The sequence below is a fragment of the Stenotrophomonas sp. 2YAF22 genome (genome assembly GCF_052114665.1).
GTDB lineage: Bacteria > Pseudomonadota > Gammaproteobacteria > Xanthomonadales > Xanthomonadaceae > Stenotrophomonas > Stenotrophomonas indicatrix.
Map to the genome: position 1 here is coordinate 1 of NZ_JBFRFE010000029.1, position 14128 is coordinate 14128.

Below are 14128 nucleotides of genomic sequence, written 5' to 3' on the forward strand. Positions count from 1 at the left end.
GGCCTATGACAAGCAGGCCATGTTCGCGCGGGCCAACAACGGCATCGTCAACAACTACGGTGCCGGTGGCAGTGCCAGCATCGACACCTTCCGCAGCGGCGACACCGCCTGGATGCTGCAGGCCACCTTCGGCGCAACCGAGCTGAAGGAGAAGGGCCAGTGGCAGGCCCTGCTGGGCTACAAGCGGATCGAGGCCGACGCACTGCCCGATGCCTACAACGATCCGAACTTCCACCTGGGCGGCACCAATGCGCGCGGCTACTACGTGGGCGGCGCCTATGCGCTGGACGCGCGCAGCTGGATCAGCGGCAAGTGGATGGCGGCCAAGGAAGTGTCGGGCCCGCCGTTGTCGATCGACGTGTTCCAGTTGGAGTTCAATACCGGTTTCTGATCGGACAGCGTGATCGCAGTCACGACACGTGTGGCGGGGGCGCGGCGACGCGCCCGTCTAAGGAAGGAAGACCACGCGTTGCACAAAGGAGGAGTGGATGAGCCGTCGCAAGCTGTTCGAGAGTTCCGAGCCCACCGCACAGGCATTGGGCATCGGGCCGGCCTATGTCTCGGTGGAGGGGTTGCGCCAGCACCTGGCCGAATTCCTGCTGTATGCAGGGCGCCCGGTCGTCATCATGCGCGGGCGCAGCGAGGTCGGCTATTTCCTGCCGGCGCGCTGCTGGCGCCAGCGCGAGGATGATCCGCTGGCTGCCGCCGCGGCCGATCAGCTGCTCGATGCCGCCGGCTTCCAGGTCGAAGACATCCAGCAGGTCGAACAGGAGTTCAACGCCATGCGCCAGCGAACCGTGCTGCATTCGCGGCGTTGAAACCAGGGCCGCCGGGCATGGCCCGGCGTTACCTGATGGCGCCAGGCTCCTCCGGTAGCGCCGGGCCATGCCCGGCGATCAGGCAGCAGCCCCGCGCTCGCTGGTGATCCGTGCACCCTCGCGCATCACCAGCGTCACCGGGGTCTTCTCCACCACCTCCAGCAGGCGCTGCCACTGCGCATCACTCAGCTCGGCGGTGGCATGCAGCACGCGGTGCACATGGAAGCGTCCATCCGCATCACGTTCGGAACGCAGCTCGGCGTGGAACTCGCCCAGCTCCCAGCCCTTGCGCTGGGCGTACATGCGCAGGGTGATGGCGGTACACGCGGCCAGCGAGGCCAGGTACAGGTCGAACGGGGCGAAGCCCTTGCCCTGGCCGCCGAGTGAAGCGGGTTCATCGGCAGCGACATCGAAATGGCCGTTGCTGATGTGGTGCAGGTAGTTGTCGGCGGTCGAAACAATGCGTGCGTAGGCCATGGGAATCCCCGGTTGTAGGGCCGAGCCATGCTCGGTTGCAGGAAAAGGCGGCGCCAGCCGGAGCCGGAGCCGCCAAGGAATCACTCGCTACGATCGTACGAGAACTGGATGCCGGCCGTGCCACCGGTTTCGATGAAGAGATTCATGAAGGCCGGCACGGTCTCCGCCCGCATCCAGTCGCGCTGCAGTTCGCAGAACAGCTGCGTCACGCTGATCAACTGGCCGCCGGCCTGTTCGATGCGGCGCAGCGCGGCATCATGCGCGGCCAGCGACGTGCCGCCCACCGCATCGACCACCACGTAGACCTCATAGCCTTCCTTCAGTGCATCCAGCGCGGGGAAGGTCAGGCAGGCTTCGGTCCACAGCGCGGTCATGATCAGTTTCCTGCGGCCGGTGGCCTTCACCGCCTTGCGGAACTCGACATCTTCCCAGGAGTTGATGGTGGTGCGGTCGTAGGTCGGGTAGTCGCCCAGCACCTTGCGCAGCTGCGCGATCGGCGGCTTGTTCAGGCCGGTCTGCACGTTCACGGTCGAATGCACGATCGGCAGGCCGTAGGCGACCGCCGCCTTGGCACTGCCGACGATGTTGTTGACCAGCAGCTGGCGGTCCATCGAGGCAATGGAGTTCACCTGTACCGGCTGGTAGTCGATGATGATGAAGGCGGAATTCTGCGGGGTCAGCAGGTGGTCGCTGACGGGGTCACGGATCGGTTCACTGGCCATGGGGATGTCCTGGTCTGGGTTGGCTTGCGGTGGAGCCGGCGGCGTGCCGGCAGGCGGAAATCGTCGTGGATGCAGCGGGCTCAGCTACGCTGCGAATCCAGCTGCTCGTGGTTCTTCTGCACGTCCTGCGCTTTCTGGTAGCTCTCGATCAGCAGCTGGTAGTTGGGGAAGATCTGCGTGTAGATCGCGGCCCACTGCTGGGCGTCCTCGCGGTTCCAGGTGCGCTGGATTTCCGAGGCGACCGCAGCGGTATCCATCGGCACCACACCGGCCTGCACCACGCGCGCCAGGGTGATTTCCTCGGCCATCTTCGAATAGGTGCCGGAGGCGTCGACCACCGCGAACACCTGGTAGCCGTCGGCGACGGCGGCAATCGAGGGGAAGGCCATGCAGACGCTGGTGATGGTGCCGGCGATGATCAGCTGCCTGCGGCCGGTGGCCTTCACCGCGGCGACGAACTCGGCGTTGTCCCACGCGTTGATCTCGCCGCGGCGCGCCACGTACTGCGCATGTGGTGCGGCGTCATGGATCTCCGGGATCAGCGGGCCGTTCGGCCCCTGCGGCACCGACGCGGTGGTGATCACCGGCATCTTCGCCAACGTGGCCATCTTCGCCAGGGCGGTGGCGTGCGCGCGTACCGAAGTGAACGGCATGTCGCCGATGGTCTGGAACAGGCCACTCTGGTGGTCGATCAGCAACATCGCGGCGTTGTCCGGGTCGATCACCGGGCGGGCGCCGTTGAAGTTGGCGGGGGTACTCATGGTCAGTCTCCTGGGGAGGGGCGAAGGCCCGGAAAGCGGCGGGCGGTTGCCCGCCGCAATGCAGTGGATCAGTGCGCAATCTGGCCGAAGCGGCCGCCGTTGAAATCGTTGACGGCCTGGCTGATCTCGGCCTGGGTGTTCATCACGAACGGGCCATAGCCCACCACCGGCTCATCGATCGGTTCGCCGCTGAGCAGCAGCACGGTGGCGTCGCTGTCGGCGTCGATGAACACGTCTTCGCCACTGCGGTCGAAGGTCACCAGCTGTGCTTCGCCGACTGCCTGGCCACCGTTGATCCGCACCGTGCCCTTCAACACCACCAGCGCCAGGGTGCGGCCGTCGGCCACCGGCAGCTCGGCGTGCTGGCCCTGCAGCAGGCGGATGTCCCACACGTCCATCGGGGTATGCGTGCGGGCCGGGCCGGCATGGCCATCGAATGTCCCGGCGATGACGCGTACGCGGCCGGCACCGTCGGGCAAGGCCACTGAAGGAATCTGCGCATCGAGCAGGGTCTGGTAGCCCGGTGCGCCCATCTTGTCCTTGGCCGGCAGGTTCACCCACAGCTGCACCATGTCCAGGGTGCCGCCGCGCTTGCTGAATTCCGGCGTGTGGAATTCCTCATGGAGGATGCCGGACGCAGCGGTCATCCACTGCACGTCACCCGGGCCGATGGTGCCGCCGGCACCAGTCGAGTCGCGATGGGCGACTTCGCCTTCGTAGACGATGGTGACCGTCTCGAAGCCGCGATGCGGATGCTGGCCGACCCCCCGCGGGGTTTCGCTGGGCGGGAAGCTGTACGGCCCGGCGTAGTCCAGCAGCAGGAACGGGCTCAGGTGCTGGCCATGGGTGTTGTAGGAGAACATCGAACGGGCGGGGAAGCCGTCGCCCACCCAGTGCGGGCGGGGGGCGCTGTAGGTACCGGTGACACGCTTCATGGCGATCTCCTGACCGGGGCAACCGGTCGCTGTTTTTCGTTGCGGAGACGATATCGACGTGACAATGGGCCCGGTAGTCGGCAGAATTTGCCGTCATAGTCCTATTTCGTGAACGATGGAGGCCCAGCAAGGGCCGCAGGAGATCGTCCCGTGTTCATCGCCGACATCCGCCGCTGCGATCTGAACGACCTGTTCTACTTCGCCATGGTGGTCGAGCATGGCGGCTTCTCGCAGGCAGGGCGCGCACTGGCCATGCCCAAGTCCAAGCTCAGCCGCCGCATCGCCCTGCTGGAGGAACGGCTGGGTGTCCGCCTGATCCAACGTTCCACCCGCCGCTTCTCGGTCACCGAGATCGGCCAGGACTACTACCGGCACTGCAAGGCGATGCTGGTGGAGGCCGAAGCGGCCGAGGAGGCCATCGCCCTGTCACGCGCAGAGCCACGCGGCACCCTGCGGCTGGCCTGTCCGATCGCACTGCTGCACGCGCGCATTGGCGACATGCTGGCCGACTTCCTGGCCCTGCATCCGCAGGTGACCCTGCAGCTGGATGCCACCAACCGTCGCGTGGACGTGGTGGGCGAGGGCGTGGACGTGGCCATCCGTGTGCGCCCGCCACCCTTGGAAGACAGTGATCTGGTGGTGCGCGTGCTGGCCCGTCGCGTCTGGTGCACCGCTGCCAGTCCGACCCTGCTCAAGCGCCTGGGTACGCCGAAGGTGCCGGCCGATCTGGCGATGATGCCGACCGTGGACCTGGCATCGCCAGCACAGGTGCATGCCTGGGAATACGCCGGGCCAGAGGAGGTGACGGCCAGCGTGCACCACCGCCCGCGGCTGGTCAGCGATGACATGATCGCCCTGCGCAGTGCGGCAGTGGCCGGTGTCGGCGTGCTGATGCTGCCGCGGATGATGATCACCGACGAACTGGCCAGCGGCGCGCTGGTGCCGATCCTGCCGCAGTGGCAGCCCAGGCATGGCATCGTGCATGCCGTGTTCCCCTCGCGGCGCGGCCTGCTGCCGGCGGTGCGCGCGTTGATCGATTACCTGGCCGAGCGTTTCGATGCGCTGCAGGAACCGTAGGCAACACATCCACGCAATGCATGGATGAGGTTCGGGGATTCGCTTGCCGCGCATCGCCGCGCGGCCCACAATCCACGTCCGGACCGTCGCCATCACGCCCATCATTCCCCGGTCCGGCCTTGGCACTTATGTCTCCCAATGCCCTGGCGCTGATCGAGCTGTTGATCCGCGAGCGCCGTGCGTTGTCCCGCTTCATTGCCCGCTACCTCGACCCGGCCAGTACCGAGGACACGCTGCAGAACCTTTATCTGAAGGCCAGCAGCGTGCCCGGCGACCCGCCGATCCTGGAACCGCGTGGCTATCTGTACCGCATGGCCTACCACCACGCGCTCAACCGCAGCCAGGCCGACGCGCGCGAACGGCGGGCGATGGCGGAGTACGCCAGCAACCTGGCAGATGCCAGCACTGATGGCCAGGCGCAGGCGCTGGACCAGGCCCAGCTGCGCGAGATCAGCCAGACCATCCTGGCGCTGCCGCCGCAGGTGCGCGAGTGCTTCGTGCTCAACCGCTACCTGGGGCTGAGCGAACGCGAGATCGCCGAGCGCCTGGGTATTTCCAAGAGCGTGGTGGGCAAGTACGTGCTGCGCGCGGCCCTGCTCATCCAGCAGCACCAGCGGGGAAGCCGGGCATGACCGGCATGTGCTGTGGGCAGATGCCGCTCGCCGTTGTCTCAACTGTAAGGCGCACCCGTTGGTGGTGCCGCGGGCCACAATCATGACTACGTCCATACCCTCGCCGCGTCAGGCCAGGCAGGCGTTGCGCTGGGTGATACGGTGCAATGCGGGCCGGTTGCCGGAGCGCCAGCAACGCGCCCTGCAACGCTGGCTGCAGGCCGATCCCCGGCATGCCGATGCCTGGCGCCAGCAGCAGGCCTTCTGGCAGGGCCTGGATGCCGCCGGCCCGGATGTCCTGGCTGCGCTTCCGGAGCTGACCGCCGAACCCGCGCTGCGGCCGCTGCAGCCGCGGCGTCGACTGCCTTGGCTGCTGGCCAGTGCGGCGGTGCTGCTGCTTTCGGTGACGGTGGCGCCGCACGCATGGCTGCTGGTCCGCAGCGATGTGCGCAGCGACAACGCGCCGCGCACGGTGCAGCTGCAGGATGGCAGTACTGCCATATTGGATGCAGGAAGTGCGCTGGCGCTTGATTTCAGCGCCGGCCAGCGCCGCCTGCAGCTGCTGCGTGGCAGGGCCTGGTTCCAGGTGGCGCACGAAGCACGACCGTTCCGGGTGGAGGCCGGCGGTGGCGAGATCCGTGACATCGGCACGGCGTTCAGCGTTGCACTGCAGGATGCCGTGGTGACCACCGAGGTCAGCCAGGGCGAAGTGGAGATCAGGCCGGGTCATGTCGCCGCGCAGCGACTGCAGGCCGGGCAGGCACGCGCGTTCCGCGATGGCCGCTGGCTGCAGCCGCTGCAGCTGGCCGATGTGGAGGCCATCGCACCGTGGCGACGCGGCGAGGTCGTCATTGGTGATCTGCCTGCGCAACAGGCGATCGAGCGCCTTGCCCGCTATCGACGTGCGCCGGTCTGGGTTCTGCGCGGTCAGGGCGCGCAGGTGGCGGTGAGCGGGTTGTTCCACCTGCAGCAGCCGGATGCAGCCATCGCCGCGGTGGCCCAGCAGGCCGGTCTGCGCAGCCAGCGCTTGCCTGGCGGCGCGTTGTTGGTGTGGTGATGCCACGGGAGTAGCGGGTGGGTTCATCCACGCATGGCGTGGATCTACTGGGGCGCATGGTAGATCCACGCCATGCGTGGATGATCTGACGATCAACAAAAAACCGTGGGCAGTTCCGGCTCCACGTTGTCTCTAATGGTATAGCCAGAGCGAAACCGCGTTTCTTCTCAAGCCAACCGAACCGCGTGCACCCGACGTGCGCACGGTCCCGCCACCTTGAGGAGTCACCGTTCATGCCGTTCCCGGCATCCGCCCGTCATCGCCGCGCCACCGTCCTCGCCCTGGCCATCGCCACGGCACTGGTTCCCTTCGCTTGGGCGCCGACCGCCCGCGCCCAGGCCGCTACTGCGTCCGTGCGCGCGTATGCCATTCCCGAACAAGCCTTGGCCGACGCAGTGCGCAGCTTCGGTCGCCAGTCGCAGGTGCAGGTGGTGTTCCGCAGCGATCTGGTGGAAGGGCGGCGCTCGCGCGCAGTGCAGGGCCAATACAGCCCCACCGAGGCACTGGATCAGTTGCTGCAGGGCAGTGGCCTGCGCGCGCAGCAGGAGCCGGGCGGCACCTGGACCCTGCAGGCCGCCGCCGATGACGGCGGGGTGGTGGTCACCGACACGCTGAAGGTGGGCGGGCGCCTGCAGGCCGACGGCGGCGAAACACGTGATCGTTGGGGATACGACGACGTGTTCGCGCTCGACCTGAGCACGGCCTATTCCGGTCGCGACCGGGTGGAGCGCTATCGCGGCGCCAACCCGGCCGATGTGGTCAAGGATCTGGTCGGTGTGTTCAGCGGCGATGCCCGCAACAGCGGCGCGCTGGACCTCAACATCCGCGGCATCCAGGGGCCGGGACGGGTGCCGGTCAGCATCGACGGCGGCGAGCAGGCGCTGACCGTCTGGCGGGGCTACAACGGCGTCAGCAACCGCAACTACATCGATCCCAACCTGATTGGTGGCATCCAGGTCATCAAGGGGCCAGCGTTGGTGCGCGATGTACACAGCGGTATCGGCGGAGCGATGGTCATCAAGACCCTTGACGTCGACGACATCGTGCCGACCGGCGAGCGCTTCGGCGGGGAGCTGAAGATCGAAGGCAGCAGCAATGCGGTCTCACCGCGCCTGCCACGGCTGCACACCGGCGAGGATTACCGCACGGTGGAGGGGTTCCCGCAGTCGTCGCCGGCCTCGCCCTATGCTGACCGCACCCTGGTGGTGCCAGTGAAATCGCGCAGTGGTGACAACCCGTTCGATGGCGATGACCAGGCCTGGCGCCTGGCGCTGGGCTGGCGCGGTGAGCGGGTGGACGTGATGGCGGCCTACGCGTGGCGCAAGCGCGGCAACTATTTCTCCGGCAGCAAGGGCAGTGCGTACTACGACCAGGACCCGCGCGAGCAGTACGAATACCAGGGCATCGACTACATCACTACGCTGGCGCGCTACTTCAAGCCGGGTGATGAAGTCCCCAATACGTCCAGCGAACAGGAGTCGTGGCTGCTGAAGGCCACCTGGCAGATCACCGACGACCAGCAGCTCAAGGCCACCTGGCGGCACACGCTTTCGCACTATGGCGAGATCATGCCCTCGCGCATCCTGTCCGCACCGGATTACGGGCGCATCCAGTGGCCGCTCAGCCGGGTCGATTCCGATGCCTGGAACCTGGAATACCGCTGGCAGCCGGCCGGCAGTCGTTGGCTCGACCTGCGCGCCAACCTGTGGCGAACGGAAACCAACAGCGGTACCTACACCGCCGGTGGCTTCCCCAACTTCGCCTCGGGCAACCCCGATTGGGATCCCAGCCGCAGCCCGATCCTGCGCAACACCGCGCTGGCCAATGCCCGTAACGACCGTACCGGCCTGACCCTGAGCAACCGCTTCGGCCTGCACTCCACGCTTGACCTGACCGTAGGTGGCAACTGGCAGTACGAAACGCTGCGTTCGGGCGATCCGTACTTCGGCGTTACCGACGGCTGGCGCATGTACCCGCGCGCCGGCCGGCGCCAGGAAGGCGAAGGCTACCTGAGCCTGGAATGGCGGCCGGTCGAGTTCCTTACCCTCAACGCCGGTGTGCGCTACAGCCGCTACTGGGCGTTCGACGATTTCCTGCAGGCGCATCCGGAGCTGCTGACCCGCAGTGTCGGCAGCAAGGAGGCGCGATACCGGGTCAATGAGCTGCCGCCTCGCCCTGCGAGCCTGCAGGGAGAGATCGATGCGATCGAATCGGAGCGTGAGTTCTGGGAAAGCATCGGCATGGGCTCGCTGGTCGACGACCTGCTGAAGAACCTGCTGAGCAAGTACGAAACGCCGGTGCCGGTGGAGCACAGCATCGCCTGGGCAGCGGATGCCGATGGCAATTACACGCGAGCCAGCAACCCCTGCCTCAACGGCCAGGTGGCCGCCATCCCCGGGCTGCTGCCGATGGTGCTCGGTACCGACCAGACCTGCCGCGTGCAGAACGCCGTGCAGGGGCAGGCGGTGCAGGCGCACAACAGCCGCCGCCGCGACCATGCCTGGCTGCCCACGTTCTCGGCCACCGTGCATTTCTCACCTACTGCGCGCCTGTATGCCCGCTACACCGAGGCCAAGCGCTTCCCCAGCATGTTCGAAAGCACCATCGCGTTTTCCAGCAGCCTCAATCCGCTGTATCCGCTCAAGCCCGAACACGCTTACAACTACGAGCTGGGTTATGTGCACAACCTCTCTGCGCTGTTCGGCGGCACCGCCGATGCGGACGTAAAGCTCAGCTACTACGTGCAGAAAACCCGCGATGTGATCGAGCGCGATGCGTATTTCCTGTTCGACAACATCGACAAGCAGACCCTGCGCGGCATTGAGCTGCAGGCGCGCTTCGACAACCGACGTTTCTTCAGCGACCTGGGCATCGCCCGCACCCTTGAAAACGAAGTGTGCGACGAAAGCACCGCAGTACAGCTGGATGCCAACCGCGGCCTGGTGCCCAACTGCGTGCAGGACGGTTTCGTCGGTGGCTATCTGCTGACCCAGGCCGTGCCGAAGCTGTCGGTGAACCTGTCGCTGGGCACCCGCCTGTTCGACGAGCGGCTGGAACTGGGCAGCCGCATCGTGCACTACCGGCGTCACCACAACCCGGACCTGCAGGCTTACCGCGACCGCTTGCTGGCCGGCGGCAGCAGCCTGCTGTGGCAGAACGTGCCGTTCACCTGGGGAAACATCACCACGGTGGATGCCTATGCGCGCTGGCGCTTCAACGACCACGCCAGCGTCGAACTGGTCGGCAGCAATCTCGGCAACCGCTATTACGTCGACCCGGCCACGCGCTCCACGCTGCCGGCGCCCGGTCGCACCCTCAAGCTCGCAGTCACCGCGCGCTTCTGACGCCTCACCGATTCAAGCGTTGTACCTGTAGTTCCCTCAATCCAAGGAGTTTTTCCATGAAAATGTTCTCCCGCTCCCTGCTCACCGTGGCCGCCAGCCTGGCCCTGGCCGGTGCCGCCCACGCTGCCGATATCGTCGGCGCCGCCAGCGCCGTCACCGATCCGCAGTTGAACGTCAACGTCGGCGAATCGCAGGTCAATGGTGGCCCGCACGTCGCTGGCAAGGCCGGCATCGGCGTCGGCACCGTATCCGGTGGCACCCGCGTGGACTTCCAGGGCCTGAGCGCCTATTCGGCACCCACCACCGTCAACGGCACCACCGTGCGCACCCTGGCCATGCCGATCACCGGCACCCCGGGCAACCACGCCGGCATGGGTCACTTCAACTTCGTCAAGGTGGGCAGCGGCGATGTCTGGTTTGGTGAATGGTCCAAGGATGGCGCCGCCGGTGGCTTCAACAACCGCCAGGTCTATTTCGCTGGTGACCGTGCGGGCACCACGTTGCCGGCAGGCGTGGCCACCTACAGCGTGGCGGGCCTGAACAAGTTCAACGGCAGCAACCTGCTGACCGGTGCGTTCCGCGCCGACTTCGGTGCCGGCACCCTGCGCGGCCAGATCGCCGGTGGCGGCCTGACCGTGGGCGTCAACGCTGCCATCAGCAGCGCCAATGCGTCCTTCGCAGGCACGGCCGTGGCCAACGGCTCGGTGTCGGGCAGCACCCAGGGCCAGTTCTTCGGTGCCAACGCCGCCGCCCTGGCCGGCATCGCCACCTTCGCCGGCAACAGCCAGTACGACACCGCCTTCGGCGGCAGCAAGAACTGATCGCCACGCCCCTGACGGGGCAGGGCAGGGACAAGCCGCGATCCGCCAGTCCCTGCTTCGGCCCGCGATAGTGCTTCAACCGGATCGAACATGCGCCACCTTCTCTTTCTTGTTCTTGTCGTCCTGCTGCTGGCATGGTCGCTCAACGTGGCCCACGCCCAGCAGGATGACCTGCGCCGTGTGCTCGAACAGGGCAGCGAGCTGCGTCATCAGCAGCAGGACCAGCAGCGCCTGCGCCAGGCCGAACACGAGCGACCGACCATCACCCTCGACGGCCAGCAGTACCGCGTGGAGCGCACTGTCGACGATCTCGGCCAGGCGCTCTATCTCGCGCTGCAGCACCAGCAATGGCAGGCCGCGGCCGCCTTCCTTGCCGAGTACATCGAACTGCCTGGCCACGATCCGCTGCTGCGCCACTACGCGCAGGGTGCGCTGGCGCGCGTGGGTGGCCAGCACGGCAAGGCCGCGGCCGAATACGAGGCCGTGCTCACCGCGCAGCCGGACTTCCTGCCGGCGCGGCTGGAACTGGCGCGTGTGTATGCAGAGGACCAGCGCGACCGCGATGCCATCACCCTGTTCGAGGCGATCGCAGCCGGCATCGATGGCGGCGACCCTGCAACGGCGGGCGTGCGTACGCGGGTGGACGGCTACCTGCAGGCCCTGCATGCACGCCAGCGCTGGAAGGGTGGCATCGCCGCCGGCCCCGCCTGGAGCGACAACGTCAACCGCAGTTCGGCCAGCCGCACCTGCCTGTTTGGTGACGGCACCACCTGCTTCATCGAACGCCGGTTGCCCGATGCACAGGCAGCGTTCGGCCTGGACTACGACGCCAGTCTGGAACGGCGCCTGCCGTTGGCCGGCCACCATGGGCTGTACCTGCGCGGGCTGGCGTTCGGCCAGGCGTGGCGTGGGCACAGCGACTACAACGAGCTCAATGCCACCGTGCAGGCCGGCTACAGCTGGCGCAGCGCACGGCATACCTTGCTGCTGGCGCCCAGCTACGATTACCAGGGGCTCGGCAACCACGCGCTGCAGGGCGGTGCCGGCATGCATGGCGAATGGCAGTTCGCCGCAGATGCGCGCAGCCTGCTGAAACTGGAAGCCGACTGGAAACGCCAGCGCTATCGACAGCAGGGCGTGGCCAGCAACTACGACGGTGAACTGGCGGCGATCTATGCCACCTGGTTCCGCGCGCTCAACCCGCGCTGGACGGTGTTTGCCGGGGCCGATCTGAGTGACAGCAGCGCCGCCGATCCCGCCAATGGCTACCGGCAACGCGGCCTGCGCCTGGGCGCAGCGCRCCAGTGGAGCGGCACCACGGCCACGGTGTTCGTGTCGCTGCGTGAGCGTGAATACGATGCCTGGAGCCCGTTGCTGGAGGCGCGTCGGCAGGACAGCGAGCAGAACCTGATCGCCATCGTGCGCAGCGAGCGCCTGGCCGTAGCTGGGCTGGTCCCCAGCCTGAGCCTGCGTTACGCACGCATCGACAGCAACGTAGACTGGCTGTACAGCCACGACCGCAGTCTGCTGAGCCTGAAATGGGAACGGGCGTTCTGAGCCGTTGGGCGAGGCAGGAGGGGGGGCAGTCCATTAATCCCCAATTTGGCCAAATTGGGTATAGTGGCCGCATATCCTTCCGCTGGAGCCGTGCCATGACCCTCCCGCTCGACCTGCCCGGCCTCGACAAGGCCCCGGCATCCTCGGTCAAGACCCGTGGCTGGCCCAGCCTGATGCGTACCGTGCGCGAGAAGCAGGCGCTGGTCATCACCAACCACAATCACCCCGAGGCGGTGATCGTGGACATCAAGACCTACCAGGAGCTGTTGGCCAGGGCCAGCGGCAGTGACAGCGAGGAGCGCAGCGACGTGCTCTCGCGCCTGCGTACCGAGTTCGACCAGGCGCTGGCCGGGCTGCAGCAGGGTGAGGGGCTGGGCAAGGTGATGGGCAAGCCGATCCGCCGCGGCCACAAGGTCGCGCTCGGCCGTCCGCTCTGAATCATGGGGCGGATCCTGGCGTTGGCCGGCGTCAACGGCGCCGGCAAGAGTTCGTTGCTGGGCACCTGGCTGGAGGCCGACGGCCTGGGCTGGTACAACCCGGACAGCTTCACCCGACGGCTGGTGGCGGCGGGCTGGCCGTTGGCCGAAGCCAACGCTGAAGCGTGGCAGGAGGGCGCAAGACGGCTGCGCCAGGCGATCGCCGACGGCAGCGACTTCGCCTTTGAAACCACCCTGGGCGGCAACACCATTCCGCGCCTGTTGCGCGAGGCCTGCAGCCAGCACGACGTGGCGATCTGGTTCTGCGGGTTGGCCACCGTCGAACTGCATGTTGCCCGCGTGGCGGCCCGCGTTGCCGCCGGTGGCCATGATATCCCGCAGGACAAGATCCGCGCGCGCTTCGATTCCGCACGCGAGAACCTGTTGGCATTGATGCCGCACCTGGCCGAACTGCACGTGTATGACAACAGCGCGCCGGCCGATCGCTACGGACGTGTTGCCCCCTTGCCGGTGCTGGCGCTGGATCGCCAGGGCCTGCAGTATCCGGTGTCGGTGGTGGAGCTGCTGCACACCCCGGACTGGGCCAAGCCCATCGTCATGCGCGCGATGGAACTGCATGCTGACAGTACGCCGCTTGCCGGCCCGCCTGTGCGATGATCCGAGCCCGCAGATTCATTGATCGAGGAACACGGATGTACGAGCGGAAGCACTGGCAGGCCACTGGCCTGCGCGCGCTGGTGGCGGCCATGGCATTGACGGTGGCGGCGCCGCTGTTGGCACAGGATGCAACGCCGGCCGACGCCAAGGCCGAGGCGCCGAACGAGCCGATGAGCTACGACAAGGCACGCCGCACCGCCGAGGCATCGCTGCGCCTGCACCCGGGCACCGACAGCCAGTACGACTACCGCCCGCTGTGGGCCGGCAATGCCGACCTCGATGGCGACGGCCGCCCGGAGATCATCTATCTCTACACCGCGACCCAGACCGGCAGCGCGATGCAGCTCAACGAGCTGGTGGTGATGACCCCGCTGGCCGAAGGCGATGCACGAGGCCAGGCCACGTCACCCGGCAAATCCGCCTATGACGATGAAACCTACGCGTTGATCCGCGCTTCCGGCTACGCCGATGACGCTGTTGTGCACATTCCCGGCGAAATGGAAACGATCACCATGGACGGTGACCGCATCCGCGTGACCTTCAACAGCACCCGCAGTTCGAAGCTGTGCGTGCGTGGCAAGGTGGCCTGCCCACCGGAAGGTCAGCATGCCTGGGTGTATCGCTGGAGCCCGGGGAAGTTGACCCGCGCCGACTAGTCCGCATCAACGGCAGCGCCAGGCCATGCCAGGTGTATGCACGCAACGAATCACCAAGGAGAACACCATGCACGGACCTGCATTTTTTCATCCCGTCCTGCTGCCTTCCGCATTGGCGCTTTGCGCGCTGGTGGGCGGTGGCCCGGCATCTGCCGCATCGCAGGCATCGCCACCGAGCCTGGTACAGGCGTTCCACGC

The 14128-nt window shown here is 66.9% G+C and carries 15 protein-coding genes; 11 read left to right on the forward strand and 4 right to left on the reverse strand.

Annotation, left to right across the window (positions count from 1 at the left end):
• Together AB4Y84_RS02460 and AB4Y84_RS02465 are read left to right on the forward strand one after the other, a co-directional pair.
• A partial coding sequence (locus AB4Y84_RS02460) for a putative porin (protein WP_442249729.1) occupies positions 1–391 on the forward strand: 391 nt, incomplete at its 5' end.
• Between the two features lie 97 nt (positions 392–488).
• Positions 489–818 carry a hypothetical protein gene (locus AB4Y84_RS02465; RefSeq protein WP_442243672.1) on the forward strand — a complete coding sequence of 110 codons (330 nt, stop codon included), beginning with the start codon at positions 489–491 and terminating at the stop codon, positions 816–818.
• A 78-nt stretch (positions 819–896) separates the two neighbouring features.
• Here AB4Y84_RS02465 and AB4Y84_RS02470 read toward each other — a convergent pair whose 3' ends face one another.
• The 4 genes from AB4Y84_RS02470 to AB4Y84_RS02485 form a co-directional block, all read right to left on the reverse strand.
• Positions 897–1295 (reverse strand): OsmC family protein, encoded by a 399-nt coding sequence (locus tag AB4Y84_RS02470; RefSeq protein WP_025874386.1) that lies wholly within the window; start codon positions 1293–1295, stop codon positions 897–899.
• An 80-nt stretch (positions 1296–1375) separates the two neighbouring features.
• Positions 1376–2017 carry a hydrolase gene (locus AB4Y84_RS02475; protein ID WP_442243671.1) on the reverse strand — a complete coding sequence of 214 codons (642 nt, stop codon included), beginning with the start codon at positions 2015–2017 and terminating at the stop codon, positions 1376–1378.
• A gap of 80 nt (positions 2018–2097) precedes the next feature.
• Positions 2098–2778 (reverse strand): hydrolase, encoded by a 681-nt coding sequence (locus AB4Y84_RS02480; protein ID WP_394195546.1) that lies wholly within the window; start codon positions 2776–2778, stop codon positions 2098–2100.
• 68 nt (positions 2779–2846) lie between these two features.
• The gene (locus AB4Y84_RS02485; RefSeq protein ID WP_134832649.1) at positions 2847–3713 is read right to left on the reverse strand and encodes a pirin family protein; all 867 of its coding nucleotides are present in this window, start codon (positions 3711–3713) and stop codon (positions 2847–2849) included.
• 150 nt (positions 3714–3863) lie between these two features.
• On the opposite strand from AB4Y84_RS02485, the gene AB4Y84_RS02490 reads away from it, so the two are divergent.
• The 9 genes from AB4Y84_RS02490 (at position 3864) to AB4Y84_RS02530 (ending at position 13930) form a co-directional block, all read left to right on the forward strand.
• The gene (locus AB4Y84_RS02490; protein ID WP_442243670.1) at positions 3864–4790 is read left to right on the forward strand and encodes a LysR family transcriptional regulator; all 927 of its coding nucleotides are present in this window, start codon (positions 3864–3866) and stop codon (positions 4788–4790) included.
• A 128-nt stretch (positions 4791–4918) separates the two neighbouring features.
• Positions 4919–5422, forward strand: a complete 504-nt coding sequence (locus tag AB4Y84_RS02495) for an RNA polymerase sigma factor (protein ID WP_394195549.1) — start codon at positions 4919–4921, stop codon at positions 5420–5422.
• An 82-nt stretch (positions 5423–5504) separates the two neighbouring features.
• The gene (locus tag AB4Y84_RS02500) at positions 5505–6458 is read left to right on the forward strand and encodes a FecR family protein (RefSeq protein ID WP_442243669.1); all 954 of its coding nucleotides are present in this window, start codon (positions 5505–5507) and stop codon (positions 6456–6458) included.
• A 233-nt stretch (positions 6459–6691) separates the two neighbouring features.
• Complete coding sequence (locus tag AB4Y84_RS02505; RefSeq protein ID WP_363733457.1) at positions 6692–9802, forward strand: TonB-dependent receptor; 3111 nt, start codon at positions 6692–6694, stop codon at positions 9800–9802.
• 56 nt (positions 9803–9858) lie between these two features.
• Positions 9859–10623, forward strand: coding sequence for a Slam-dependent surface lipoprotein (locus AB4Y84_RS02510; protein ID WP_442243668.1), 765 nt, complete (start codon positions 9859–9861; stop codon positions 10621–10623).
• Between the two features lie 90 nt (positions 10624–10713).
• The gene (locus AB4Y84_RS02515; RefSeq protein ID WP_442249730.1) at positions 10714–12180 is read left to right on the forward strand and encodes a surface lipoprotein assembly modifier; all 1467 of its coding nucleotides are present in this window, start codon (positions 10714–10716) and stop codon (positions 12178–12180) included.
• Positions 12181–12275: 95 nt separating this feature from the next.
• On the forward strand, positions 12276–12617 hold the full coding sequence (locus AB4Y84_RS02520; protein ID WP_180167226.1) for a type II toxin-antitoxin system prevent-host-death family antitoxin: 342 nt from the start codon (positions 12276–12278) through the stop codon (positions 12615–12617).
• Between the two features lie 3 nt (positions 12618–12620).
• Complete coding sequence (locus AB4Y84_RS02525) at positions 12621–13274, forward strand: hypothetical protein (protein ID WP_312107896.1); 654 nt, start codon at positions 12621–12623, stop codon at positions 13272–13274.
• Positions 13275–13309: 35 nt separating this feature from the next.
• Positions 13310–13930, forward strand: a complete 621-nt coding sequence (locus tag AB4Y84_RS02530; RefSeq protein ID WP_336028827.1) for a hypothetical protein — start codon at positions 13310–13312, stop codon at positions 13928–13930.
• Positions 13931–14128: the final 198 nt, after the last annotated feature.

Excerpts from the sequence above, each read along its gene's own strand:
- AB4Y84_RS02505 (WP_363733457.1), top strand. The coding sequence starts at position 6,692 with ATGCCGTTCCCGGCATCCGCCCGTCATCGCCGCGCCACCGTCCTCGCC.
- AB4Y84_RS02495 (WP_394195549.1), top strand. The coding sequence starts at position 4,919 with ATGTCTCCCAATGCCCTGGCGCTGATCGAGCTGTTGATCCGCGAGCGC.
- AB4Y84_RS02525 (WP_312107896.1), top strand. The coding sequence starts at position 12,621 with ATGGGGCGGATCCTGGCGTTGGCCGGCGTCAACGGCGCCGGCAAGAGT.
- AB4Y84_RS02485 (WP_134832649.1), bottom strand. The coding sequence starts at position 3,713 with ATGAAGCGTGTCACCGGTACCTACAGCGCCCCCCGCCCGCACTGGGTG.
- AB4Y84_RS02465 (WP_442243672.1), top strand. The coding sequence starts at position 489 with ATGAGCCGTCGCAAGCTGTTCGAGAGTTCCGAGCCCACCGCACAGGCA.
- AB4Y84_RS02520 (WP_180167226.1), top strand. The coding sequence starts at position 12,276 with ATGACCCTCCCGCTCGACCTGCCCGGCCTCGACAAGGCCCCGGCATCC.
- AB4Y84_RS02475 (WP_442243671.1), bottom strand. The coding sequence starts at position 2,017 with ATGGCCAGTGAACCGATCCGTGACCCCGTCAGCGACCACCTGCTGACC.
- AB4Y84_RS02510 (WP_442243668.1), top strand. The coding sequence starts at position 9,859 with ATGAAAATGTTCTCCCGCTCCCTGCTCACCGTGGCCGCCAGCCTGGCC.
- AB4Y84_RS02470 (WP_025874386.1), bottom strand. The coding sequence starts at position 1,295 with ATGGCCTACGCACGCATTGTTTCGACCGCCGACAACTACCTGCACCAC.
- AB4Y84_RS02500 (WP_442243669.1), top strand. The coding sequence starts at position 5,505 with ATGACTACGTCCATACCCTCGCCGCGTCAGGCCAGGCAGGCGTTGCGC.
- AB4Y84_RS02530 (WP_336028827.1), top strand. The coding sequence starts at position 13,310 with ATGTACGAGCGGAAGCACTGGCAGGCCACTGGCCTGCGCGCGCTGGTG.
- AB4Y84_RS02480 (WP_394195546.1), bottom strand. The coding sequence starts at position 2,778 with ATGAGTACCCCCGCCAACTTCAACGGCGCCCGCCCGGTGATCGACCCG.